The sequence below is a fragment of the Marivita sp. genome, from assembly GCF_051859345.1.
Taxonomy (GTDB): domain Bacteria; phylum Pseudomonadota; class Alphaproteobacteria; order Rhodobacterales; family Rhodobacteraceae; genus Marivita.
This window is the reverse complement of the sequence record NZ_JBHYFV010000012.1, coordinates 55,180-78,642: the sequence shown is the minus strand read 5'-3', so window position 1 is coordinate 78,642 and position 23,463 is coordinate 55,180. Positions and strand designations below refer to the sequence as shown.

21 protein-coding genes and 1 pseudogene are annotated in these 23,463 nt (G+C 59.0%); 18 read left to right on the top strand and 4 right to left on the bottom strand.

The genetic code is table 11. The features are described from left to right. Positions 1–190: 190 nt before the first annotated feature. Positions 191–2,212: a glutaminase domain-containing protein gene (locus ACTIEN_RS10085; RefSeq protein ID WP_439523006.1), complete on the bottom strand. Its 2,022-nt coding sequence runs from the start codon at positions 2,210–2,212 to the stop codon at positions 191–193. Positions 2,213–2,473: 261 nt separating this feature from the next. On the opposite strand from ACTIEN_RS10085, the gene ACTIEN_RS10080 reads away from it, so the two are divergent. From ACTIEN_RS10080 to ACTIEN_RS10065, 4 genes are read left to right on the top strand one after another with little or no spacing between them, the layout of a single operon-like run. Next, on the top strand, positions 2,474–3,721 hold the full coding sequence (locus ACTIEN_RS10080) for an extracellular solute-binding protein (protein WP_439523005.1): 1,248 nt from the start codon (positions 2,474–2,476) through the stop codon (positions 3,719–3,721). 53 nt (positions 3,722–3,774) lie between these two features. Further along, positions 3,775–4,644, top strand: a complete 870-nt coding sequence (locus ACTIEN_RS10075; RefSeq protein WP_439523004.1) for a carbohydrate ABC transporter permease — start codon at positions 3,775–3,777, stop codon at positions 4,642–4,644. After that, positions 4,644–5,468, top strand: coding sequence for a carbohydrate ABC transporter permease (locus ACTIEN_RS10070; protein ID WP_439523003.1), 825 nt, complete (start codon positions 4,644–4,646; stop codon positions 5,466–5,468). Before ACTIEN_RS10075 ends, ACTIEN_RS10070 begins: the two co-directional genes overlap by 1 nt. A gap of 15 nt (positions 5,469–5,483) precedes the next feature. Next, on the top strand, positions 5,484–6,653 hold the full coding sequence (locus ACTIEN_RS10065) for an ABC transporter ATP-binding protein (protein ID WP_439523002.1): 1,170 nt from the start codon (positions 5,484–5,486) through the stop codon (positions 6,651–6,653). A 41-nt stretch (positions 6,654–6,694) separates the two neighbouring features. Here the strand turns inward: ACTIEN_RS10065 and ACTIEN_RS10060 are convergent. Further along, positions 6,695–7,054 (bottom strand): annotated as a pseudogene (locus ACTIEN_RS10060) (ISKra4 family transposase); the annotation flags it as partial. A gap of 217 nt (positions 7,055–7,271) precedes the next feature. On the opposite strand from ACTIEN_RS10060, the gene ACTIEN_RS10055 reads away from it, so the two are divergent. The 7 genes from ACTIEN_RS10055 to ACTIEN_RS10025 are packed head-to-tail and all read left to right on the top strand — an operon-like array spanning position 7,272 to position 14,328. Continuing rightward, a complete protein-coding gene (locus ACTIEN_RS10055) occupies positions 7,272–7,769 on the top strand; it encodes a hypothetical protein (protein ID WP_439523001.1) in 498 nt (165 codons plus the stop codon). After that, complete coding sequence (locus tag ACTIEN_RS10050) at positions 7,766–8,620, top strand: alpha/beta fold hydrolase (protein WP_439523000.1); 855 nt, start codon at positions 7,766–7,768, stop codon at positions 8,618–8,620. The genes ACTIEN_RS10055 and ACTIEN_RS10050 overlap by 4 nt, the downstream gene beginning before the upstream one ends. Next, positions 8,617–9,531: a VOC family protein gene (locus tag ACTIEN_RS10045; RefSeq protein ID WP_439522999.1), complete on the top strand. Its 915-nt coding sequence runs from the start codon at positions 8,617–8,619 to the stop codon at positions 9,529–9,531. Before ACTIEN_RS10050 ends, ACTIEN_RS10045 begins: the two co-directional genes overlap by 4 nt. Before the next feature lie 3 nt (positions 9,532–9,534). Continuing rightward, positions 9,535–10,326 (top strand): SDR family oxidoreductase, encoded by a 792-nt coding sequence (locus ACTIEN_RS10040; protein WP_439522998.1) that lies wholly within the window; start codon positions 9,535–9,537, stop codon positions 10,324–10,326. A gap of 27 nt (positions 10,327–10,353) precedes the next feature. Beyond that, positions 10,354–12,006: a thiamine pyrophosphate-binding protein gene (locus ACTIEN_RS10035; RefSeq protein WP_439522997.1), complete on the top strand. Its 1,653-nt coding sequence runs from the start codon at positions 10,354–10,356 to the stop codon at positions 12,004–12,006. Next, a complete protein-coding gene (locus ACTIEN_RS10030; protein WP_439522996.1) occupies positions 12,006–12,833 on the top strand; it encodes an aspartate dehydrogenase in 828 nt (275 codons plus the stop codon). Before ACTIEN_RS10035 ends, ACTIEN_RS10030 begins: the two co-directional genes overlap by 1 nt. A gap of 10 nt (positions 12,834–12,843) precedes the next feature. Further along, positions 12,844–14,328 (top strand): aldehyde dehydrogenase family protein, encoded by a 1,485-nt coding sequence (locus ACTIEN_RS10025; RefSeq protein ID WP_439522995.1) that lies wholly within the window; start codon positions 12,844–12,846, stop codon positions 14,326–14,328. On the opposite strand, the gene ACTIEN_RS10020 is transcribed toward ACTIEN_RS10025, so the two are convergent. Continuing rightward, positions 14,325–15,128 (bottom strand): IclR family transcriptional regulator, encoded by an 804-nt coding sequence (locus tag ACTIEN_RS10020; protein WP_439522994.1) that lies wholly within the window; start codon positions 15,126–15,128, stop codon positions 14,325–14,327. The genes ACTIEN_RS10025 and ACTIEN_RS10020 overlap by 4 nt on opposite strands. Positions 15,129–15,325: 197 nt before the next feature. Here ACTIEN_RS10020 and ACTIEN_RS10015 point away from each other — a divergent pair, with 197 nt between their 5' ends. The 4 genes from ACTIEN_RS10015 (at position 15,326) to ACTIEN_RS10000 (ending at position 19,345) form a co-directional block, all read left to right on the top strand. Next, entirely contained in the window at positions 15,326–16,456 is a 1,131-nt protein-coding gene (locus ACTIEN_RS10015) for an FAD-dependent monooxygenase (protein ID WP_439522993.1), read from the top strand. A gap of 25 nt (positions 16,457–16,481) precedes the next feature. Further along, entirely contained in the window at positions 16,482–17,453 is a 972-nt protein-coding gene (dctP, locus tag ACTIEN_RS10010) for a TRAP transporter substrate-binding protein DctP (protein ID WP_439522992.1), read from the top strand. A gap of 72 nt (positions 17,454–17,525) precedes the next feature. After that, positions 17,526–18,026, top strand: a complete 501-nt coding sequence (locus tag ACTIEN_RS10005; protein WP_439522991.1) for a TRAP transporter small permease — start codon at positions 17,526–17,528, stop codon at positions 18,024–18,026. After that, positions 18,026–19,345, top strand: a complete 1,320-nt coding sequence (locus tag ACTIEN_RS10000) for a TRAP transporter large permease (RefSeq protein ID WP_439522990.1) — start codon at positions 18,026–18,028, stop codon at positions 19,343–19,345. Before ACTIEN_RS10005 ends, ACTIEN_RS10000 begins: the two co-directional genes overlap by 1 nt. 101 nt (positions 19,346–19,446) lie before the next feature. Here the strand turns inward: ACTIEN_RS10000 and ACTIEN_RS09995 are convergent, their stop codons facing one another. Continuing rightward, positions 19,447–20,226 (bottom strand): IclR family transcriptional regulator, encoded by a 780-nt coding sequence (locus ACTIEN_RS09995; protein WP_439522989.1) that lies wholly within the window; start codon positions 20,224–20,226, stop codon positions 19,447–19,449. Between the two features lie 73 nt (positions 20,227–20,299). Between ACTIEN_RS09995 and ACTIEN_RS09990 the strand changes: the two genes are divergently transcribed. The 3 genes from ACTIEN_RS09990 to ACTIEN_RS09980 all read left to right on the top strand — a co-directional run bounded on the left by ACTIEN_RS09990 (position 20,300) and on the right by ACTIEN_RS09980 (position 23,413). Further along, positions 20,300–21,244, top strand: a complete 945-nt coding sequence (locus ACTIEN_RS09990; RefSeq protein WP_439522988.1) for a hypothetical protein — start codon at positions 20,300–20,302, stop codon at positions 21,242–21,244. A gap of 352 nt (positions 21,245–21,596) precedes the next feature. Continuing rightward, on the top strand, positions 21,597–22,610 hold the full coding sequence (locus ACTIEN_RS09985; protein ID WP_439522987.1) for an ABC transporter substrate-binding protein: 1,014 nt from the start codon (positions 21,597–21,599) through the stop codon (positions 22,608–22,610). Positions 22,611–22,636: 26 nt separating this feature from the next. Beyond that, positions 22,637–23,413, top strand: a complete 777-nt coding sequence (locus ACTIEN_RS09980; protein WP_439522986.1) for an ABC transporter ATP-binding protein — start codon at positions 22,637–22,639, stop codon at positions 23,411–23,413. Positions 23,414–23,463: the final 50 nt, after the last annotated feature.

The following is a 23,463-nucleotide window of genomic DNA, read 5'->3' as shown; positions in this document are numbered from 1 at the left end:
GCCGGCCCAATATGGCCTACTCAAGGAACTGAATTTATCGCGGGTTGCGCCCAATCCGATTCAGGATTGAACGAACCCGCTGACGCGGGAGATTTGTTGCCATTGGCGCGTCTGGGAGTGGGCAAACGTGGAAGCAGTATCACAACCTGCAAAACCCGCTCAGCCGGTATTGGATCGGGCACTTGGGAAACTACCAACTGTCCGGACTTGAGATTTTCCGTTCCAGCAGTTTCATGTAGAAACCACCGACTACTGATCTGGCCTGATTGGCCCGTCGTCGACCGCTGTCCGCGAAATAGATGTCGGCCACAGGCACCCGATTGGGTGTCTCGTTTACATAGTCATAGATCGGATGAACCATCTCGGCGAAAGCCTCATTATCCGGTGCCATGGTGGCTACCCAGATCGCCCATTCCGGCTTGGTCAATTCGCTGCGACTGTCCAACGGTGTACCGTATTGCATCCGCTTGCTGCGGTAGTAGTCAATGTCGCGCTGAATGATTTCGTCATCAAAAAGATCGAGATTGAAGATTTTGTCCCAGACCAGATTGTATTTCTGGCTCCAGGTGCCGGGCTGATCAAAGGCAAGACGGCTGTGATCACCGTCGTCGGACATCTCGACCCAACGGCGGGCGAAATTCTCAGCGATGGTTCGGTACTTCGTTGCGACTTCAGTTGCCCCCATTTTTCGAGCCAGCAGAGCAAACGCTCCGATTGCCATGACAGCTTTGGCCGACAGATTGACGTTATGGCCCATCATTCCGGTAAAGTCGTCAGTGACCAGTTGCGGTTCCGGGTCCAATCCGTGATCGACGAGATAGTCGCACCATTGCTGAAGCAAGTCCCAATTGTCCCGGGCGTAATCCACGCTTTCTTCACGCATGCAGACCGAGGTGGTCAAAAGCAGCATGTTGCCGCATTCCTCCACAGGCATCTGCGCAGCAAGAGCATCTTCAGTTCCGGGCACATGAAAGTTCTTGTAGGCTTGGCCGTTTGCTTTGGGATAGACACCCAGATCGTGCGCCGGGAATGGAAAAGACCACTTGTCGCTGCGGCAATAATCGAAAATCGGATCAAGCATCCCGCGCATCAAGGCAGGGCTGTAGCGAATGAAGATGGGGGCAGACTTGTAGTTGACGTCCACCGTTCCGATGCACGCGTTGGAAAAATTCTCTTTGGACAGGAACAACGGTTGGCCAGAAGGGCCGGCCACCAGCTTACAGGCGGCGATAGCTTGGCGATAGGCGAGTGCGAGAAGCTCTGAATAGCGGGTACCGCCGGCGGCCGTTGCTTCATCGCAGAGGTCATCATCAAACGCAGCGCAGCGGGCCAGCACCTCGTCGTGCTCTGAGTGAGCGGTTTCCATCGCATCGAGACCATTGATACGTTCGTCTCGCCGCCACCAAGGGCGAAGTTTCTCCCCGAAATATTCGATGGAATATTCATCATCGTAGCCGATAAGCAGTTGGCCGCTTTCCTTGGCTCCAGCTGCGCAATCAAGATCAAATGTCATCGAAAGACATGGCTCTCCCCAATAGGTGGTCTTGCGAGGCATGGGCAGAAGGTGGTTGTCGTTCGGCGCCCCGTCCCGGACAAAACCGTACCGACAGAAGTCTTTGTCACCGATCATGGACAAGCCTTGACCCTTGGGTGCGCCCAACATCAGAGTGCCCCACTCGATGCGCAGATCGTCACCAGCCTTTTCCAAAATCGGTTGCTCATCATGTCTGAACGTCAGGACATCCAGGCTTTCAGTGCTCGCATGCGCCCAGTTTACCTTCTGGTGCGGTTGGTTCACCGCCCACTGGCCTGTCATGTCGAAATACACGGAAATTGAATGCGCCTTTCCGTCTTTGGAACGCGCCGAAATATCAAGATAGGTTACCGGCCGGGACAATAGGTCAAAATCGTCCATCAAAAGCGGCGAGGCAAAGACGACCTCGAGTTCAACTCCGCCGGCATCAAACAGGAATACGGTTCGTGTTGCAGTGATCGTGCAGGATGTCTGAGTTGCGGCGCGTTCATGCACTTCGCGGTGGCCCATGAACCGGAATGTATTGCCGTCAACACGGACAAGCCCAAGCATTGAATGTTCGACTCCGGTCCAGTGGCGAGGCCAGTCGTCGTGGAGCTGATCACCAAACAGCCAGCAGCTTGTATAGGGATCAATGGTCACCAGCGGAATAGCAGGAGCGCGGAGAGCCTTGGTCATGATTCCCTTTCCGACTTCAGATGAGTCCAGCATGAATACACTATGGTTGGGAATATTTCGTACTCTCTGGATATTTTGTCAACAAAAATACGTCTTTTGGACGAAAACGAAAGTCATAGCCATGAAATGTTGACAAAGCGGTCGGCGCGCTAGTAGAAAAGAGTGTCGCTGCCAAAAGTCCCATTGGAGCATCGGGAGGCTTGGGAGCGGTGCCCTTTGCTGCTCTGGGCGCAAAAAAATAACTTCGGGGAGGAGTTAGCCATGAAATACGATTTCAACATGAAAACTGTAGCCACGATTTCGGCAGGAATCCTTGCGGGAACCCTGACGTCGGTCTCATCAGGGGTCATGGCACAGGAAGCGCAGATCATAAGTCACCGCCATCCAGCGCTCGAATTCTATACCAGCAAGATGGCCGAGGCGCTGCCGGATATGCCGGCCGACGTCACACTGATGCCGATCGACCAACAGCAAGAGAAATCTACAATCACGCTCTCGTCCGGTTCCGACGGGCTGGACATCATCTATGTGAATGGACCGGCACTGTTGCGTTTTGCAAAAGCTGGTTGGCTCGAACCGCTCGACGACTACTGGGAGGCCTACAAGGAAGAATATAACCTTGCCGACTTCCCGGAACCGGTGCTTGACGCGTTACGCTACGACGGCAAGCTCTATGCCGTACCGTTTCAGACCAACGCGATGATGTTCTTCTATCGCAAGGACCTCTTTGCGGAGAACGGGCTTCAGCCACCACAAACCTTTGATGAATACTTGGCTGCGGCGAAACAATTCAATTCTCCGGCGCTTTCGGGCACAACCATGACCCTTAAACCTGTCGATGGCGCGCTGAACGAGACACACTGGTACCTTAACTCGATTGGCGACGGCTGGTTTGACGAAAATTTCAAACCGATCTTCAACAACGCAAACGGTATTAAAGCCATCGAAACCTTGAAGGCAATGTCGCAGTACGCGCCTCGCGGATTCACGTCCCATTCCAATGATGAATCAACTGTGGCATTTCAGCAGGGTTTTGCCGCTATGGGTTTGCAGTGGTTGACCCGCGCAGGCGCAATGGACGACCCCAACCAGTCTCGTGTGGTCGACGAGATCGGCTTTTCGCAACCTCCGCAGGGTGGCGCGCGCGTCAGCATTTCCGGATACGCGATTTCCAAGTTTTCCTCTCTCGACAAAGAAAAGCTGTTCGAAATGATGGCAGTCGCCAGCAACCAGGAAAATATGCGCACAGCTGCATCCATGACGATGCCGCCCCGTCGGTCGCTGATCCAGGATCCTGAATTGCAGGAAAAATACCGCTACTACGATGCCGCGCTCAAATCGATCGACGTTGGCAAACCCTTCCCGGAACTTCCCGAGTTCCTCGAGGTGGGTGACATCGTAACCCGCTACGTGCTTCAGGCCGTGACCGGCGAACTGCCGGTGCAGGAAGCGATGGACAGGGCGGCTGCGGAAACGGAAGAACTGCTCTCGATGAACGGCTACTACTGATTTCAATAGATCTTGTGTGATCGAAACCGAATGCGGTGCTTGGCAGGTTTGAAATGAACTGGACTCGAAGCCTGATTTTCTTTCTTCTGCCAAGCGCCGCACTCTTGGGAGCAGTACTTTTCTTCCCTCTCGGATACGCCGTTTATCTCAGCCTTTTCGATTACTATCTCGCGGACGGTGAAAAGCACTTCATCGGTTTGGCGAATTACGCAGATCTTTTGTCCGAGTCGCGTTTCTGGTCATCGATGGGAAAGACCTTTGTGATCGTGATCGGCGCAGTCGGGCTTCAATTCGTTGTGGGCCTTACACTGGCTCTGGCCCTTTATCGCCTAACGATCCGACCAAAGGCGTTTCTTGTCCTGAATTTCTTGCCGCACATCATCACGCCCGTCGTTGGAGCATTGTTTCTGCGCTGGATGTTCGTCGGACGTTGGGGCCTCATTGACGCGACGCTGGCCAGTATCGGCATCTACCCTCCGGACTGGCTTGGCAATCCGACCATGGCAGTTTTCACTGTTATCATCGCTGACAGCTGGAAATTTACACCGTTGATCATGCTCGTGCTTTTTGCAGGCTTGCAAAGCATGGACCGCAACCTTCTGGAGGCCGCCGTCATTGACGGCGCTTCGGGTTGGAAGCTTCTTTGGCACATTATTCTTCCTGCACTCAAACCGCTGATCCTGTTCGTCCTCGCGATCAGGACGATGGATGCCTTCCGATTCTTTGATTCCATCTACGTTCTGACCAGAGGCGGGCCCGGGACAGCCACCGAAACGATCACGATTTACACTTACCAGTTGGGCTTTCGCATGCTGCAAATCGGCAAGGCATCGGCCTTGGGCGTGCTCACTTTGCTTGTGATAGCGGGTTCAGTGGGCGCGATCATGTGGATCATGTACCGAAAGGAACGGGGTGCCTTCTGATGAATGATCGTATGAGTACGCAATGGCTGCTGTTTCTCGCGCTTTGTTTCTTCACCTTTTTCAATCTGGTTCCGGTCCTCTGGGCTTTCCTGACCTCCTTCAAGCAGCCCGTCGATGCCTTCTCGATCCCTCCGAAGTTGATCTTTGATCCGACGTTCGAGCACCACTACGCTATCTGGGTCGATCGTGAATTCTGGCGTTACTTGATCAATAGCGCTGTAATAGCGGTGGGCGTGGTCTTCATATCGGTTCCGATCGGGACAATGGCAGCCTACTCATTGTCGCGCATCCGGACACGCTACACACGCTCGATCCTGTTTGGCCTTCTGACGATACGCATGTTTCCGCACATCTTGCTGGCGATGCCCTTTTTTGTAATGGACAATTTTCTAAATATGATCGACAGCTTCCCGCTAATGATATTAGCCATTGTGGCCGTAAATCAGCCGTTTACCATATGGCTGATGCGTAGTTTCCTGGTCGATGTCCCGATCGAAATCGACGAGGCGGCGCGGATCGACGGCTGCAACGACTGGCAGGTCTTCACCAAGGTCATACTTCCGGTCGCGAAGCCCGGATTGGTCGTTACAACTTTGTTTAGCCTGCTTCTTGCCTATAACGAGTTTCTGTTTGCCTTGGTCCTGACCGGATCAGACACCAAGACCCTTCCGGTAGCTATTGCCGAATACGGTGCAGAAGACATCAATTACTGGTCCCTTTCAGCCGCCGGCGCGATCGGGATCATGCTGCCGATCCTCGTCTTCATGCTTTTTGCCCAAAAACACCTTGTGCAAGGCATGACCAACGGCGCCGTCAAGGGTTAACTAGGGGAAAGTATTGTGGCCTTCGTAAGCCTTAAGAACATCAAAAAATCCTTTGGATCTGTCCGGGTTCTGAACCAGATCAATCTGGACATGGAGCAGGGAGACTTCCTCGTGCTGCTCGGGCCCTCCGGTTGCGGAAAGTCGACTCTTCTGAGAATGATCGCCGGGCTCGAGACAGTAACCGGTGGCGACATCGAGATTGATGCGAACCGAGTAAACGATGTGCATCCCAAAGATCGGGACATCGCCATGGTGTTCCAGAATTACGCGCTTTACCCCGATAAGACTGTCTACGACAATATGGCCTTTGGGCTCAGGATGCGACGTCAAACCGAGCAGCGGATCAGCGAGGCGATCGCAGAAGCCGCCGAGATACTTGGTATGCAGGATCTCCTGAGTCGAAAACCCAGTCAGTTGTCCGGAGGTCAGCGACAACGAGTTGCAGTGGGTCGGGCGATGGTGCGCGACCCCAAGGTATTTCTGTTCGATGAACCGCTCAGCAATCTAGACGCCCATTTGCGCGTCAAAATGCGGTCGGAGTTGATCAAACTGCACCAGAAGCTTGGAACGACAATGATCTACGTAACCCATGACCAAGTAGAAGCAATGACCATGGGCGACAAGATCGCAATCCTGAACAAGGGTGAGCTGGTTCAATTTGGTACTCCCTTGGAGGTGTTTCATAGTCCCAATTCCGTGTTTTCGGCCAGCTTTATCGGCTCGCCCAGTATGAACCTGCATAGTGGAACGTTGACACAGGCAGAGGGCGCCAGTTTGGAGCTGCGGATTGGTGATCTGGTGCATGGCGTTCCGGACGCCTGCGCAGAAGAACTGCGCCCTTATTTGGGCAAAGAGGTCGTCTTCGGTGTGCGCCCTCAGTATCTTGCAGTATCCCAAGCGGGCACCTCTATTGCGCACGAAACCGGGACTGTTTTCGCTGCGCAAATCGGCTCGGTCGAGGAACTGGGAACCGAAACCATCTTGCACCTGGAGGCACGAAACCAAACCTGGACCGCCGTCGCGAGCGACTCTCAGAATTTAAGGGCAGGTCAAGACGTGCAAGTATCCATCCCTGCAGCGGACTCCCACTATTTTGATCCCAATTCCGAGGCTGTGATTTGCCATGTGAACGATCAGGTAAAAACCGACGCCCAATCGCCATTGGCAACCGGTGCCGCCACTTGAGGCAAGACTCGGATGAGGGAGTGTGCAAAGGTTGGTGGTCTGGCTGCGATCTGCGAGACGGAACGTCTTCCCTCTGGAACCGCAACTCTTGTAACAACGACGCGATGCACACCCGCTTGGGAACCATCTCATGCGGCGTCTTTTCGCCATACGGGTGTTTCCAATGTCATCGACGCAACCTTCCGCACATGATGAAGAGATTGCGAGTCCGTTTCGATGGCGACGACCATAGTCTGGCAGCGCGTCAAAATTGTTGGGAAGATATGTGTCGAGTTCCTGACATCGCGCGTTGACGCGGCTGTCTGCTGCGCAGAGTCTCTGGTTTCGGCGCGCAACCGGCCACAGCCGATTATGAGAACCGTGATGTGTGTCGCGGCGGTCTTCACCTTCCCTTGCCATAGGTTTGGGACATGGAACTGACCTGAGAACCCAGGTCTTGTTCTGAACCCCTTACACTAACACGTCGACCACCAGGGTTTACCCACTCCCCCAACTGGGTCTCGGAGTGCTTTGGAACGGAACGGATCACGAAATTCTGTTCTTAGGTGTTGACACTGATAAAGCGCGCTGCAATTCTAATATGAACATAATGTTCACAATAGAACAAGAAGAGATCACATGGCCACCCCGGAAACGTTCTCCTCGATCAAACCCAGGGATGTTGTCATCCCCAATGCCAAAGCACTGGCCGACCGGAGCGCGCTGAGGTTCCAGGTCAATCGCGACCCGAAAAACATGTATGCGCAGACGCGTTTTATTGGGACGGGGGCCACGCGCGTTTTGGGCGGTGACAATAAGGTTCCGGGCGAGCATTTCACCTTTTCGACGATGGTGCTTCCTGTGCCATGCGAAGGGTCGTCGCAGGTCCATCGCAATTCCGAGGAGGCCTTCTTCATCCCCAAGGGCGGCAAGGGGTGCCTGTCCGTTGAACGCCTGGGCGAAAAGGTTGCTGCTGTCCCGATTGAGCGCGATATCGCATCCGTTCCTGCGGGAGCCTATTGCGGGTTGCACAACAACGGGTTCGAAGAAGCACTGATGTTCGTGACGATAGCCAGCCTCACGCCGGTGACGCACACCTATTCCGAAGATCACCTGATGGCCACGATCAAGCGATGACAGGCTGTGCAGAGATCACCAGCGGCGGCATCACTTGCCTCGAACGTCCCGGACCGGGCCGTGTGTTTGTGTTTCTTCATGGTATCGGGTCAAACGCGTCTTCTTTCGTCTCCGTTTTTGACCATATGCCTGAAGATGCGCGCCTGATTGCCTGGAACGCTCCGGGCTATGGCGGATCGCGCCCCCTTGCGGCCACTTGGCCCGAGGCATCCGATTATGCCGACGCATTGACCGCGCTTCTGGATCGGCTGGGCCTCGAACGGGTGGTGCTGATCGGGCATTCTTTGGGTACGCTGATCGCAGGTGCCTTCGCGATGCGCCACGGCGATCGGATCGAGCAGATGATCCTGGCGTCCTGTGCCACTGGCTACAAGGTGCCCAAACGGGGCAAGCTTCCCGGCAATGTCGGTGCCCGCATCGAGGAGCTCGAGTTGCTTGGAGCCGACGCCTTTGCCGCCGAACGCGCCCCACGTCTGGTGTTCGAGCCGCGTTTGAATCCCGATATCGTCAACGCCGTGCGCAACGCGATGTCCGCGGTGGACAGGGGCGGCTACGCGCAGGCGGTTCGAATGCTGGCGTCGGGTGATCTGCCGGAGATGATGAGTCGGGTCCGTTTGCCGACTGACTTTATAATTGGAATCAATGATCGCGTGACGCCGGAGCAGCAGACTCTCGACACAGCCGTCGCTTGGGGCAGGGCAAATGGTCAGAGCCCAAGGATTGTCCGGATCGATCAGGCCGGGCATGCGGTATATCTGCAAAAGCCGAAAGACTTTGCCAACGCCGTGATCGCATTTTCGACAGCGGATGGGGCGGCCGGCGCTGACGTAATCGAGGGAGGACTGACATGACCGATCCTGTAAGGGCCGGATTCCTGCGTGGCATCGTGATGCGCGCTCCGGGTATGACGGACACGGCCGAGTTTTATACGGAACTGTGGGGCCTACAGGTCGCCAAGTCCGAGCCGGGCATAACCTATCTGCGGGGAACCGGGGCGGAGCCTTTCATCTATGGGCTCAAGGACGGGGACACTTACGGTATCGAATACGTGCATTTCGGCATGAACGACCGGGACGAGATGAACACGCTTTATGCACATGTGACAGCGAAGGGTGCGCCCGTTCTGGGAAAGCCCGGACTGTTCGACGATGCGATCGGTGGCTACGGTTTCGAACTGCTTGACCCGGACAACCGGCGTCTTCGCTTCACCACGGACCTCGAGATGAACGAACCCGAAGACGTCTATGCCTATCCGCGCAAGGTGTCCCACGTGGTGCTGAACACGCCCGACATGGATGGGCTGGAGGCATGGTACAAGGACGTTCTGGGCTTCCGCGCCAGCGATTATTCTGCCGATATGATGGTGTTCCTGCGCTGCAACCGCGACCACCATTCGATCGCTCTTGTCCGCGCCCAGTATCCGTCGGTCAATCACGTCGCCTTTGAAATGCCGGATCTCGACAGTTTCATGCGTGGGATCGGACGGATGAAACAGAAGGGCCAGGTGCCCAGCTGGGGGCCGGGACGGCACGGACCGGGCAACAATCCGTTCGCCTATTTCGTCTCGCCCTCGGGTTACGTCATCGAGTTCACGTCCGAACTTCAGCAGATCGACGAAACGACTCACGAGGCGAAGGTCTGGTCGCGCACCGACCCCGAAGCGATGGACCGCTGGATGACCGCAGGCCCGCCGACCCCGGCACAGCGCACGGTCATGGCCGGGCGACCCGATCCGGGGTTCCCGGAGCTGCGGAAAGACTGACGCATGGATCTTGGATTGAAGAACAGGACGGTCGTCGTCACCGGCGGCTCGTCGGGGATTGGTCTGGCCACGGTTCGTCATGCGCTGGAAGAGGGAGCGCATGTTGCTTTCTGTGCCCGCGGTGCCGAGCGGCTGGACGCCGTGGCCGCAGAACTGGCCGCGGAATATGGCGAAGGCCGGATCTGCGCACGAGCCTTTTCGGTCCTCGAGCCCGAGGCCAATGTCGCGTTTGCCGACGAGGTTGCCGAGCGCTTCGGCGGCTGTGATGCCCTGATCACCAATGCCGGGCAGGGACGGATGTCCACCTATGCCGATACAACGGATTCGGATTGGCACGATGAGCTGGAGCTGAAGTTCTTTTCCCAGATCCACCCGATCCGTGCCTTCGAAGCCCAGTTGCGGCATAGTCCCGTCGGGTCGATCACCGCCGTCAACTCGCTGCTTGCCTATCAGCCGGAACCGCACATGGTCTGCACGTCTGCGGCGCGCGCCGGAGTGCAGAGCCTTCTGAAATCGCTTGCAACCGAACTGGCCCCCGAGATCCGGGTCAATTCGATTCTGCTGGGGCTGGTCGACAGCAACCAGTGGCAGCGCCGGTTCGAGGCGCGCGAAGACCAGACCCAGTCCCGCGAGGATTGGTTCGCCGATCTGGCCCGGCGCAAATCCATCCCGCTTGGCCGCCTTGGCCAGGCAGAGGAAGCAGCGCGCGCGTTGGTCTTCCTCGCCTCTCCCGCCGCCAGCTATGTGACTGGGGCACGACTGGAGATCTCCGGCGGCGTGTCCCGTTTTGTTTGACTGAACAATAAGAATGAAAGTCCGATCATGACTGAAACCGTTGGCTACCAGATTGCCCGAAGCCTTGCGGATGCCGGTGTTACAACCGTGTTCGGGGTGATTTCGATCCACAACATGCCGATCCTCGACGGGATCGCCGAACAGGGGCGCATCCGTTTTGTGCCCGCGCGTGGCGAAGCCGGCGCAATGAACATGGCGGATGCGTTTTCGCGGGTTTCGGGGCAGTTGGGGGTCGTGCTCACGTCGACCGGTACGGCGGCGGGCAACGCGGCTGGTGGCCAGGCCGAGGCTCTGACCGCCGGTAGCCGATTGTTGCATATCACGACCCAGGTCGACCGCGAATTCATGGACCGCGACCGCGCCGCCATCCATGACGTGCCGAAACAGCCGGAAATGCTGAAAGGCGTGTCCAAGGCCTATTTCCGGGTCTGGGACGAGAAATCCGCGATTGGCACGCTTGATGCCGCGATCCGCGCGGCCTGCACGCCGCCGACCGGACCGGTCAGCCTGGAAATTCCGGTGGATGTGCAACGCCTTGCCTCCGTGACCTCGTTCGATCTTTCGCCGACGGTACCATCCTTGCCCCGAGCCGCCGACGCGCAGCTCGACCGGTTGGCCGAAATGGTGAAGGCCGCGCGACGTCCGATGCTCTGGTTGGGCGGCGGTGCGCGGGGCGCTTCGGCGGAAGCAAAAGCTCTGGTGGCGCGCGGGTTCGGTGTCGTTACCTCGACCCAGGGACGCGCCGTGGTTCCTGAAGACAGTCCTGCGACGCTGGGGGCCTTCAACATGACGCCTGAAGCGCGCGAGATCTACGCGAACTGTGACCTGATGATCGTCGTCGGATCCCGCCTGCGCGGCAACGAGACCATGAACAACAAGATGGTGCTGCCCAAGCCACTGGTGCAGATCGACGCGGAACCCACCCAATGTGGGCGCAATTACCCGGTGGACCTGTTCCTGCACGCGGATGCGGGCTTGGCGTTGCAGGGTCTTCTTGACCGCCTTCCCGAAACGCTGGCGGTCGATCCGCAACTCGCGTTCGACATTTCTGTGGCGCGCGCGAAATCCGAAGGTGCGCTGCGCACCCGTCTGGGGCCTTACCAGATGGTGGCCGACCACCTGTTGTCCGTGGTCCCGGCGGGCGCCCATCCCTGGGTGCGGGATGTGACGATCTCGAACTCGACATTCGGCAATCGGTATGTCCAGATCGCGACCCCGAACCTTGGTGTGCATGCCTTGGGCGGAGGGATCGGGCAGGGGATTGCAATGGGGTGCGGTGCGGCGCTTGCTTCTGCCGACGCCCGCACCGTGACGCTGCTTGGTGATGGCGGGGCGATGCTGGGCATCGCCGAACTGATCACGGCGGTCGACGAAAATCTCAACGTGACCTTCGTGTTGATGAACGACACCGCCTACGGCGTAATCGAGAACATTCAGGACGCTCAATACGACGGGCGGCGTCATTACTCGGCGCTCAAGACGCCCGATTTCGCCAAACTATGCGAGGCGATCGACATGCCGCACATGAAGGTTACCGATATCGAGGCGTTCGCGGACACGTTCGATACCAGCATGAGGCGGGACGGCCCGGTTGTGGTCGAGGTCGACATGGTCTCCATAGGTCCCTTCGCCGAGGCCTTCGCCGGACCACCCGCCGGGGCGGCGGGAAGCAGGACCTGATGCAGCATCTCGCCTTGATCGGATTTGGCGCGATCGGCCAGACACTGGTCGAAACACTGATAGCGCAGCCGAAGACGGCGATGGGCACGCTGTCGGTACTCGTCCGCGCAACGCAGGTTGAGCAGACGGCAGAGCGGCTCGACGCCATGTGCGCAACCCATGCTGTGGCGTTCACCGTGCATACGCAGCTTCCCGATCTGCTGGCGTCGCGGCCCGATCTGGTCGTTGAGTGCGCAGGGCACTCCGCGGTCTCGGCCTTTGGCGCGCAAGTGCTGTCGGGCGGGACCGATCTGTTGCTTGCATCGGTCGGGTCGCTCGCCGACGCGCATCTCCACGACCGCTTGCAGGGGGCCGCCCGGTCAGGTTCTGCTCAGCTCATCATCCCTGCCGGTGCCGTCGGTGGGCTTGATGCGCTGGGTGCGGCGCGGCTCTCGGGGCTGCACGAGGTTACCTATATCGGGCGCAAGCCGCCCGCCGCCTGGAAAGGCACCGATGCGGAGAACCGCCTCGACCTGGAGTCGCTAACGGAGGAAGCGGTCTTCTTTGAAGGCACTGCGCGCGAAGCCGCGTTGACCTTCCCAAAGAACGCCAATGTCGCCGCGACCGTCGCGCTTGCTGGTGCAGGGCTGGACGAGACCCGTGTGCGGTTGATCGCGGATCCGCTTGCAATTGCCAACACCCACGAAGTGTGGGTCGTATCCGAGGCGATGGATTTTTCCCTACGGTTGGCCGGCAGGGCGTCACACTTGAACCCGAAGACGTCGCTTTCAACGGCCTACAGCCTGGCGCGTGTCGTTTTGAACCGCAGCGCGGCCATCATCATCTGACGAGGTAACGATGACGCATTCCTTTCCGAACGGGCACCTCTTTGTGGGGGGCGAATGGCAGGCCGGCACCGGGGCAGAGATCGTGTCGGTCTTTGCTGCCGAGGGCACGGAGAACATGGCGTTCAAGGGCGCGTCGCGCGAGGATGTTCTGACGGCCATCGACCGGGCCAAAGCGGCTCAGTCCGATCCAGCATGGCGTGACCTGAAACCGCATGAGCGCGCCACCTACCTGTACCGGATTTCCGAGGCGATCGCGGCGGAGGTCGACCGGTTGTCCTGGCTGCAAAGTCGCGACACCAGCAAGACCCGCACCGAAGCGCGGGCGCTTGTCGCATCCGCCGCCGCGACCTTTCGCTATTTCGGGGCGGTTCTGGAAACCTCAGACGACCTGATGACCGCTTCCCGAGGCGACTACCAGACATACTCTGTCCACGATCCGATCGGGCTTGTCGCTGCAATCACGCCATGGAATTCCCCTATCGCGTCCGACGCGCAAAAGGCCGCCCCGGCGCTGGCGGCGGGAAACGCGGTTCTATTGAAGCCGGCCAGCTGGTCTCCGATCATCAGCCTGGAACTAGCGCGGATCATCGAGCAGGCGGGCCTGCCCAAGGGGCTGTTTTCAGTGCTGCCGGGATCGGGGCGCGACGTCGGCAACCTGCTGGTCGAACATCCCGAGATCGGCAAGGTGTCGTTCACCGGTGGCACGTCGACGGGGCGTCACCTGGCCCATGTCGCCGCTGAAAAGCTGATGCCGATTTCTCTGGAACTTGGCGGGAAGTCCCCGACAATCGTGTTCGAGGATTGTGACGAGGATCAGGCCATCGCCGGGGTGCTCTTCGGGATTTTTTCGTCAACCGGACAAAGCTGCATCGCCGGGTCACGCCTCTTTGTGCAGCGCAGCATCTTCGACAGGTTCGTCGCCAAGCTGGTGCAGGCGACCAAGGCGCTGAAAATCGGCCATCCGTTCGACGCGGACACGCAGGTGTCATCGATGGTCCATGCCGATCATCGTGAAGCGGTCGAAGGCTATGTCCAGCAGGCGTTGGATGAGGGCGGCGAGATCCTGACCGGGGGCGCGCGTCCCGAAGGTGTGGGTCTGGATGATGGTGCCTATTACCGGCCGACCATCATTGCGGGTCTGGACAACAGCGCCCGCACCTGCCGAGAGGAGATCTTTGGTCCTGTCCTTGTCGTCCTGCCGTTTGACGACGAAGATGACGTGATCGCGATGTCCAATGACAATGACTACGGGCTCGCCTGCGGCATCTGGTCGCGCGACCATCGCAAGTGCTGGCGGGTGGCACGCGCGATCCGGGCCGGGACGGTTTGGGTCAATACATACAAGCAGTTCTCGATCACCACCCCCTTCGGCGGTGACGGGGCAAGCGGCATGGGGCGTGAAAAGGGCAGGGCGGGCCTGCGCGCCTATCAGCGCCAGAAATCGATCTATGAAGACCATTCTGGCGCGCCGCTGGGGTGGGCGCGCTGGCCTTAATCTGCCTGCGTCACATGGCCAAGTCCTGCCGAGGCCTTTCGGGCCGCCTTCAGCACCGCGCGCTTGATCGGGCCATCCGGGTTGTGCCCTTCTTCCTTGAAATGGCTCTCCGGTCCCGAGACATTGATAGCGCCAGCCAGTTCGCCCTTGTGGTCCAGGATCACAGCTGCGCAAGAGCCGATGCCGAGCTCGAAATTGCCTTCGCTCCAGGCCAGCCCGGCGGCGCGATCCAGGTGCGCCTGTTCGATCACCGCGTCCAGCGTGGTCGGCGTCTTGCCTGTCGCCGCCTTCAGCTCCACCCCAGCCAACACTTCGCGGATCGCGCTGTCGGTCAACGCCGCCAGATAGGCCCGACCGCTGGATGAAGCGTGGGCCGGCAAGCGTGATCCAGCCCGCATGTTGCTGACAAGATGCGTGTTGGGTGTCTCCCGGCTCAGGTAGACAATGTCGGTCCCGTCCAGCACACCCAGATGCGCGGACATGCCGGTCGAATGGGTCAATTCGGCCAGGATAGGCTGACAGATCTGGACAATGTCGCGTCCATGCACTGCCTGTGCGGCAAGGCTGATCAAGCCGACGCTCAGCCGGTATCCTGCTCCGCCTTCGATTCGTTCGATCATCCGGTTGGCTTCCAGCGTGTGGATCAGCCGGATGAGAGTCGTCCGGTTGATTCCCAGTTCCTTGGAAGTGGTGCTGAGATTGCCGCACTTGTGCCCGTCGCCGATATGACGCAGCAGTTTCAAGGCCCGCTCCACAGGTGGAACGGAATAGGCCGTCGCGTCGGTGTTCTTATCTGACATTTGGCCTCTCTCTTTTGCTGGCCTTCAATATAGAACGAATTGAGCAGAATCGAACAGGCCCCTCGCGTCTTGGGCCGGATTTTCCTTTATCTTGCCGCAAAAGCATATCCGCGGACGAAGGTTCTGCTTGACCTGTTCAAAACTGCCGCGTATATTTGAACAACAAGTTCAAAATAGAACACTCGAAAGGAGACCGGATGTCTAAACTCAGGATCGGGATCTGCGGCGGTGGAATTGGTGGCTTCAGTGCTGCAATCGCGCTGCGCAAGGTTGGGCATGAGGTCGAGGTCTTCGAACGAGCGGCCGCATTCAACCGGGTCGGCGCCGATATCAACCTGACGCCGAACGCAGTTTTTGCGCTGGATCAGCTTGGCGTGGGAGAGTACCTGCGCAAGAGCGCCGCGCGCCCGACCTTTCGCATCAGCCGGGACGGCAAGACCGGCGAAGAGACATCCCGTCTTCCGATGAGTGCCGCAGCCGAGGAAAAATACGGCGCGCCGCAACTGACCATTCACCGGGCCGACCTGTTGCTGGCCCTGCAGAACCAGTTGCCAGAGGACATCGTGCATCCCGGCATGTCGGCCAAGTCGGTCGACCTGACCGAAACGGGTGCCACGATCGTGTTCGATGATGGCAGCCGACGCGATTTCGATGTCGTGATCGGCGCGGACGGCATCCACTCCGCTGTGCGCGCCGCGCTCTGGGGCAAGGACGATCCGAAATTTACCGGTATCGTGTCCTATCGCGCGGTTTTCCCCAGGGACAAGGCGCCCGATACCCCCGATACCGATGCTTTCACCAAGTGGTGGGGCGACACCCCCGACAAACAGATCGTGACTTTCCCGCTGACGCTGGGACAGGAGATTTTCGTATTCGCAACCACGCCCCAAGGGGACTGGACAGAGGAAGGCTGGACCTTGCCTGGCGATGTGGAGGAACTCCGCGCCGAATACAGAGATTTCCATCCCGATGCGCGGGCCCTGCTGGATGCCTGTGGCGAGGTCACCAAATCCGCCCTGCATGTCCGCGAACCGATGCCGCAATGGTCCAGGGGTCACGCGACGATCATGGGCGATGCCGCACACCCGATGGTGCCTTTCATGGCGCAGGGCGCCTGCATGGCGATCGAGGATGCCGTCGTCCTGGCGCGTGCACTGGAAGATGCCGGTCCCGAGGATGTCGTTGCGGCGCTGCAACGCTACGAGGATGCGCGCAAACCACGCACTGCGCAGGTACAGAAGAATTCGTTGGCCAATGACTGGCTGAAAAAAGGTGGAAACGCCGACTGGGTTTATGGCTATGACGCCTGGTCGGTGGCGCTTGCCTGAATACGAAGCAACAGGGAGAAACTGAATGAACATGCTGAAATCCGTGACCTTTGCGGCCGCGATGACGGTCTTCGGTGGCGCGGCGGTCGCCGAAGAAATCACGATGAATGCGGTGTCGCTGGCCCCGCGCCAGGCCGATATCGTGCGCGGCTTCGCGATGCTGGTCGATGAGATCAACACGAAGTTCGAGGGCGAATTCCAGATCAACTGGCGCGGTGGCCCCGAAGTCATGCCCCCTTTCGGCCAGGCCGAGGCTGTGCGCAACGGCGCGATCGACATGGCTGTCACAAGCCCAAGCTACTATTCGGGCCTTGTGCCGACCTCGTCCACGATGAACCTGTCCTTCATGCGTTATGACGAGATCCGTCCCACCGGCTATTATGAGCGCATGACGGAACTGCACGCGGAAAAAGGCCTTGTTCTTCTCGGAGAGGCTCCCGCGACCGATCTTGCGTTCCACATGTTCCTCAACAAGCCCGTAGCGTCCCTGGCTGACTTCGAAGGGCTTCGCATCCGGGTCTTCCCGACGCTGCTTCCCATGGTGAAGGCGCTTGGGGCCGAGCCTCTGGTGTTGCCGATGGGCGAGATCTTCACGGCAATGGAGCGCGGCGCAATCGACGGCTTCATGCGCGGCACCGTCGGCTGGGCCGAACAGTTCGAGGGCGTTGTGACGCATGTGGTCTATCCGGGCGTCTATAGGGCTGGTTTCCCGGTCGTGGTCAACGAGGACGCCTGGAACGAGGTTCCCGAAGACCTGCAAGAGCGTATCATCACCTTCGTGCGCGATGACGCCGCTCCTCGGATCGACCAAATCTGGGCCGAGGATGTTGCCACCGGCGCGAAAGAAATGGCTGCTGCCGGTTTCGAGGTGATCGAGCTCTCCGATGAAGACTCGACACGCCTGCGTGCCATCGCGATGGACTCAGCTTGGGCGGTTATCGCCGATGAGGCTGGCGCAGAGGTCGCCGCCGAACTTCGGGCTATGCTGGACCGCTGATATTCGTGCCGTAAGGCCTGCATGGGGTCTGCCTTTCGGGGTGGACCCATTCCGCAAAATCAGGAGCCTCGGATGCTCAGCCAATACGCCCGGATAAAGACGGGTTTTAGCCGCGTGAACCTCGGGCTGGCCATTGTCGGAGCCGCGCTTCTGTTTTTCGCCGCGTCGATCATTTTCATCGAAGTGCTGTCTCGGGGGCTGACCGGATCGTCACAGCTTTGGGTGATCGAGGTCAGCGAGTATTCGCTGCTGTACATCACACTGCTCGGTGCGCCCTACCTTCTGGAAAAGAACCAGCATGTGACGCTGGACCTGGTCTATGCCGGTCTGTCAACTGGGCCGAAGGTGATCGTCCGGCTTCTCAATTCCACAATCGGCTTCGTGCTATGTGCCATTCTCACAATCGTCGGCATCGACGTGGTGCTGGACCAGATCGACACCGGGGTGCGGACGGCGACGGTCATGGCCCCGCCCCGTTACCTGGTCTCGTTTGCGCTTCCGGTCGGGATGCTGCTGCTCAGCGTACAGTTCCTGTTCCAGGGTATTGATGCTCTCCGCCGGGAAGGCCTGTAATGATGGAATGGTATTACGTTATCGCACTGGTCGTCGGGCCATTGCTGTTTCTCATGGTGCTCGGCTTGCCGGTGGCGTTCTCGTTCCTCGCGGTCAACGTGGTCGGAGCCTATCTGCTTCTGGGCGGGGTGTCCGGCGTTCGCCAGGTGGTGATGAACACCATAGACTCGGTGACCAGTTTCACCCTGCTGCCTGTTGCGCTCTTCATGATCATGGGCGAAGGCATGTTCCAATCCCGCATCGCCATCGACCTGATGGACACGCTGGACAAGTGGTTCGGCAAGCTGCGCGGTCGGCTCGCCTTCATGGCCGTCGGGGGAGGCGTGCTGTTTTCCTCGCTGACCGGAAATTCCATGGGGGCCATTGCCCTGCTGGGGTCTTCGCTCGTTCCCGAGATGGAGAAACGCGGCTACAAGAAACCGATGTCGCTGGGTCCGATCCTCGGGTCGGCCGGGCTCGCGATCATGATACCGCCCAGCTCTCTCGCCGTGGTTCTGGGCGTGGTGGCCGAACTGTCCATCGGCCGCATCCTGATCGGCATTATCGTGCCAGGCCTTCTGATGGCTTTGCTGTACACGATCTACATCGTCGTCCGAATCAACCTGCAACCAGATCTGGCACCCGCCTTCGATGTCGAGCCGGTGCCGATGTCCGAAAAACTACATGCGACGGCAATCAACATTTTGCCGCTCGGATTGGTCGTCTTTTCGGTCGTCGGTGTCATTTTCCTGGGTTGGGCAACGCCGAGCGAGGCCGCCGCCACGGGGGCCTTTGCAACTCTTGCGCTGGCCGCGCTCAAGCGACGGCTGACCTGGGATGTCTTTTCAAAGTCAATCCTCGGCAGCGCCAACATCTCGGTCATGGTCTTGCTGATCGTTTCAGGCGCCGTCACCTTCACCCAGCTCTTGGCCTTCACCGGCGCGACCTACGGCATGGTGGACGCCATCATCAACTTGCAAATCAGCCACGGTGCGATTGTTCTCACCATGCTCGGAGCGGTGATTTTTCTGGGCATGTTCATGGGCCCGCTGCCGATCATGCTGGTCACGCTGCCGATCTTCATTCCCGTTGTCCGTGAGTTCGGGTTTGATCCGATCTGGTTCGCCGCGATGTATCTTGTCGCGATCGAGACAGGATCGACCTCGCCCCCACTGGGCGGCGCGCTCTTCGTGATGAAGGCAGTGGCTCCCAAGGGCACCACGATGAATGACATCTATCGGGCGGCGGTGCCCTTCATTCTGTGTGACCTTGCCGCAATCGCGATCCTGTTCGTCTTTCCCGAACTGGTGACCGTCCCGGTCGATTACATGTTCCGATAAGCGCGTATCGGCATTTCGCATCGAATTGCTTGGCAAAGGGGAATCGCCCCGCAGGAAGCCATATGATCGTTTCCGGACAGGGCTGGATAGGCGCCTGGCAGTCAAAACCTGCCAAGCAGCTTTGAAATGTCGGTTGCACAGGTCTGTACGGCCTGAATGACCCTGTCGTCGGGGCGGCTGGGACGCCCAAAGGCCCGTGTCGCGCTGACCGCGGCCACAACATCGCCGGACAACTCGCGCACAGGTGCGGCTACTGAAGCCATACCACGCTCGAAGCTGCCCAGATGCACGACCACTTCACGCTCTTTATCGGCGCGCCATTGCCTTAGCAGATCTGCCGTGTTGCGGGGCGCGTCGGCGGGGATATGCTCGTAATGCTCGTCACGGTAAAGGGCAACAAGCGTCGCTTCGTCCAGATCGGTGAGCAGTACCCGCCCCATGGTCGTGGCGGCGGCTGGCAAACGGCTGCCGACATGCACGATGCTTCCCATCCCGTGGCGGCTTGGTACACGCAACAGGTACAACACATTGCGTCCGTCCCGTACGCCCAGATGTGCCGACCAGTCGGTTTCGTCCCGCAGTTTCTCGAGCTCCGGAAGTGCGATCTGCACAAGCTCCCGCGCCACCATGTAGCCATGGCCAAGTCGCAACACCGCCGGGCCAAGCGAATAGGTCTGCCGGCGTGAATCATGCAGCAGGAAGCCCAGATGCGCGAGTGTATACACACTTCGGAAGGCCGCCGACCGCGACAGTCCCAAAGCGCGCGCAATGTCGCTCAGCGACATCTCCCTTTTGTCAGGTTTGAAGACCTCCAGCACTGCAAGCCCGCGCATGAGGCCCGGGACAAGGTAGCGGTCAGCTTCTGATAGCGTTTTATCCATGAAACGCAGCATAGGCCCTGTTTTTCGCTTTGCCTATACCCGGATCGAACAGGATCGACCAAGGGAGACAACCATGAACATGTACACGAAAGCATCGCCGCTCGCGGCGGAACTCGCGGCTCATACGGGCCGATTTACTGACAAGGCCTTTGATTGGGACGCCTTCCCGTCAAATTCGGGCTATCCCGAGCTTGCACGCGCACAGATGCGCTATGTCGGGGCAGGTGGTTCACCCAAGGTCGGGGACACGTCCACGCTCAAGGCCGACAATTTCACAGTGTCGCTGATCTACAAGGAGCCGGGACGCTTTGCTGCTTGCCACAGCCATGAGATCGAAGAAAGCTTTCTGATCATTGATGGCACCCTGGTCGTGGGGTGGGAAAAGGACGGAGAAGTTTGCGAAATCAACCTCGGACCCAGGGACATGATCCTAAACGCCCGCGAAATCGGACACGGGTTTCGTGTTGACGGGGTCGAGCCGGTGCTGATGTCGATTTCGGTCGATGTCGGCAAGCCCTTGCCGCCGGTCTATCACTACCACCCAAAGGAGCACGACACCGAGCTTGCCCGCCGCTTTGGGGCAAAGCCGGGCGAGACCATCAAATACGACCCGAACGGAGATCACCCACTGCAACAGCTGATGCGGAACTATGTGATCCGCTACTCCGAACAGCCCACGATCTGGGAAGAAGCGGGGTTCACCCGGAAAGTCTATGTCGGTGAAGGTGGTCTCACGCATGACACCTGCCGCAAGGAAATGTGGGGTATCCCGTCACGGTGCGGTCTGAAGCCGTTCGTCCGCGCTGTCGAAGACGCCTTTCTGGTGCTTGAAGGCAGCCTGAAGATGGGTTGGGAAGAAAATGGCGAAACAGTGGAAGTCGAGCTTGGCCCACGGGACTTGGTCAAGACGCCGGCTGGGCGCCGGCACTGGATCCGCAACGACGGTGTCGAGGCCGCAACGGTCTGGCATGTGATCGGCTCGTCAGACAAGGACGATGTGAAATACCAAGCGGCATAAGGGTCGCCGTCACATGACATGGCAAAACGCGTCGGGAGCGCCCGGCGCGTTTTGTCGTTTCACGTCGACAGCTTGTTTCCTTGTTTGTGGCCAAATCCATGACACGGCCAAGCCGTGGCGTGTCGGGCGCTGACGTGTGTTCGACCACCGATGCAGTCATGGTCTTAACGTGAATAAAATGGTCCGCCAGCAAAAACGAACTCGTGCATTGTCAAGAAAAATGGATGATCCGACGCCCCGCGTTTTACCTGGAAAACGGCTAATTGTGAGCCTTGGGGGCATCATTATCGTGTCCGGAAAACAGAAAGCAGCCGACAAAAAAGGGCTGCTCCAACAGCAGAGGACCAGAACCATGACCCGTATCCCGTTCAGCCGCCGCACGTTTCTCGGATCGTCAGCCGCCGGCTTTGCCTGCCTGTCAGCAGGCGGCCCGGCCTTCGCCCAGGACACGACTTTCCGTTTCATCACGCCCTTCAGCTTTTCGCTGTCGTTTGCCTCTGTGCTCTATGGCGATGCCGCAGGCTACTACGCCGATGAGGGGCTGGACATGGAAATCCAGGCCGGCAAAGGTGCTGCCATGGCCGCACAGATGGTCCTCGCCGACCAGATGGATTCCGGTCGCACGGGCGGCACCAACTACATTCAGGCGCGCGTCAATAACGGCGCACCGCTTGTCTCCATTGCGACCATTGCTCAGCTGTCGCCGTTCTTCCTGATCTCGTCGAGCGAAAATCCCGTGAACGCGGTTTCCGATCTCGAGGGCCGGACGGTGGGCATGGCGTCCCTTGGCGGCTCAATGGAAGGCACGCTTGATCTGCTCATGCTGAGCGGCGGTGCGTCGCCCGACAAGGTCGAGAAAGTCAAGGTCGCCGATACCGCCGCGTCCTTCGCGCTGATCGAAGCCGGGCGCGCGGGTGCGTTCATCGGCAACACCTCGTCGATGATCAAGGCGCGGGCGGCGCGTGACACGGTTGTTGCCGTGCCGATGGATGACAGTATGCCCGGTCAGGTCTACGTTGCGCGCCCCGAAGACGTGGAGGCCAATACCGAGAAATACAGCGCCTTCCTGCGCGCAACGCATCGCTCGGCGCTGGAAATCGCGCGCAGCACCGAACTGGAACCGATCCTGGAGGCCATAGGTGCAAAGCACAGCGTCAACGGCCTGGACGACATGGAGATCGCCAAGATCGACCTTGCGACCAACGCTCAGAACTGGATCGCCAAGGGCGAAGAAAACTTGCTGCGCAACATTCCCGAAGTCTGGGACAATGCCGTGTCGCTGCTGAGTTCGGCCGGCATGATCGAGAGCGCACCGGACGCGACCACGCTGTATACCAACGAACCGCTTGAGCGAGCGATGAGTTGATGGCATTCGATGCGCGACAGGAACCCATGGAAATCAGGGTTTCTGGTCTGACCAAGATATTTGGTGACGGCCCCTCGGCCGTTACCGCGATACAGGATGCGGACCTCGCGTTGGAACGGGGTGCCTTCGTGTCTCTTCTTGGGCCGTCGGGCTGCGGAAAAACGACACTTCTGCGGATTGTTGCCGGATTGGAACCTCCGACCAGAGGCACCGTCGAGATTCGCGGCGCGCCGGTCTGGACTGCTGCGGGCCGCTCAACATCTGCGACGCGGCCAGTGTCGATGATGTTCCAGGAAGCCCGACTTTTTCCATGGTTCTCCGTTGTCGAAAACGTCGCTTTGCCGCTGAGGATCGCCGGATTGGGGCGGACGGAACGGACCGAACGCGCGCGTGATATCTGCGAAACGGTGGGCCTTGGCGAGTTTCTACATCACAGGCCGGGCGCGCTCTCGGGCGGCATGAAACAGCGCGCGTCGCTGGCGCGGGCCCTGGTGACTGATCCGCAGCTCCTGCTGCTTGATGAACCCTTCGGTGCGCTCGATGCGATGACGCGTGACACACTGAACTTGGAACTGATGGAGGTCTGCGCCGGCGCAAACGTGACAACGATCCTCGTCACGCATTCGATATCCGAGGCGGCGTTCCTGTCCGACCGTGTCGTCGTGCTGGCACCCCGCCCGGCACGGATCACGGCGACGGTCGAGATTCCGTTCATGCGACCGCGCAATCTCGACTTGCAGCAATCCATGGATTTCCAGTCAATGGTCGGCCAGCTGCGTCGCACGCTGAGCGAGGGGGAATGATGCCCGAACGTATGTTGAGAATTGCCCTGCCGGTCGTATCGGTATGCCTT

What these genes read in the sequence shown, in the direction of transcription:
- ACTIEN_RS10050 (WP_439523000.1), top strand. Translation starts at nt 7,766, where the DNA reads ATGACAGGCTGTGCAGAGATCACCAGCGGCGGCATCACTTGCCTCGAA.
- ACTIEN_RS10080 (WP_439523005.1), top strand. Translation starts at nt 2,474, where the DNA reads ATGAAATACGATTTCAACATGAAAACTGTAGCCACGATTTCGGCAGGA.
- ACTIEN_RS10070 (WP_439523003.1), top strand. Translation starts at nt 4,644, where the DNA reads ATGAATGATCGTATGAGTACGCAATGGCTGCTGTTTCTCGCGCTTTGT.
- ACTIEN_RS10000 (WP_439522990.1), top strand. Translation starts at nt 18,026, where the DNA reads ATGATGGAATGGTATTACGTTATCGCACTGGTCGTCGGGCCATTGCTG.
- ACTIEN_RS10030 (WP_439522996.1), top strand. Translation starts at nt 12,006, where the DNA reads ATGCAGCATCTCGCCTTGATCGGATTTGGCGCGATCGGCCAGACACTG.
- ACTIEN_RS10040 (WP_439522998.1), top strand. Translation starts at nt 9,535, where the DNA reads ATGGATCTTGGATTGAAGAACAGGACGGTCGTCGTCACCGGCGGCTCG.
- ACTIEN_RS10020 (WP_439522994.1), bottom strand. Translation starts at nt 15,128, where the DNA reads ATGTCAGATAAGAACACCGACGCGACGGCCTATTCCGTTCCACCTGTG.
- ACTIEN_RS10045 (WP_439522999.1), top strand. Translation starts at nt 8,617, where the DNA reads ATGACCGATCCTGTAAGGGCCGGATTCCTGCGTGGCATCGTGATGCGC.
- ACTIEN_RS10035 (WP_439522997.1), top strand. Translation starts at nt 10,354, where the DNA reads ATGACTGAAACCGTTGGCTACCAGATTGCCCGAAGCCTTGCGGATGCC.
- dctP (WP_439522992.1), top strand. Translation starts at nt 16,482, where the DNA reads ATGAACATGCTGAAATCCGTGACCTTTGCGGCCGCGATGACGGTCTTC.
- ACTIEN_RS10025 (WP_439522995.1), top strand. Translation starts at nt 12,844, where the DNA reads ATGACGCATTCCTTTCCGAACGGGCACCTCTTTGTGGGGGGCGAATGG.
- ACTIEN_RS10055 (WP_439523001.1), top strand. Translation starts at nt 7,272, where the DNA reads ATGGCCACCCCGGAAACGTTCTCCTCGATCAAACCCAGGGATGTTGTC.
- ACTIEN_RS09985 (WP_439522987.1), top strand. Translation starts at nt 21,597, where the DNA reads ATGACCCGTATCCCGTTCAGCCGCCGCACGTTTCTCGGATCGTCAGCC.
- ACTIEN_RS10075 (WP_439523004.1), top strand. Translation starts at nt 3,775, where the DNA reads ATGAACTGGACTCGAAGCCTGATTTTCTTTCTTCTGCCAAGCGCCGCA.
- ACTIEN_RS10005 (WP_439522991.1), top strand. Translation starts at nt 17,526, where the DNA reads ATGCTCAGCCAATACGCCCGGATAAAGACGGGTTTTAGCCGCGTGAAC.
- ACTIEN_RS10015 (WP_439522993.1), top strand. Translation starts at nt 15,326, where the DNA reads ATGTCTAAACTCAGGATCGGGATCTGCGGCGGTGGAATTGGTGGCTTC.
- ACTIEN_RS09980 (WP_439522986.1), top strand. Translation starts at nt 22,637, where the DNA reads ATGGAAATCAGGGTTTCTGGTCTGACCAAGATATTTGGTGACGGCCCC.
- ACTIEN_RS10085 (WP_439523006.1), bottom strand. Translation starts at nt 2,212, where the DNA reads ATGACCAAGGCTCTCCGCGCTCCTGCTATTCCGCTGGTGACCATTGAT.
- ACTIEN_RS09990 (WP_439522988.1), top strand. Translation starts at nt 20,300, where the DNA reads ATGAACATGTACACGAAAGCATCGCCGCTCGCGGCGGAACTCGCGGCT.
- ACTIEN_RS09995 (WP_439522989.1), bottom strand. Translation starts at nt 20,226, where the DNA reads ATGGATAAAACGCTATCAGAAGCTGACCGCTACCTTGTCCCGGGCCTC.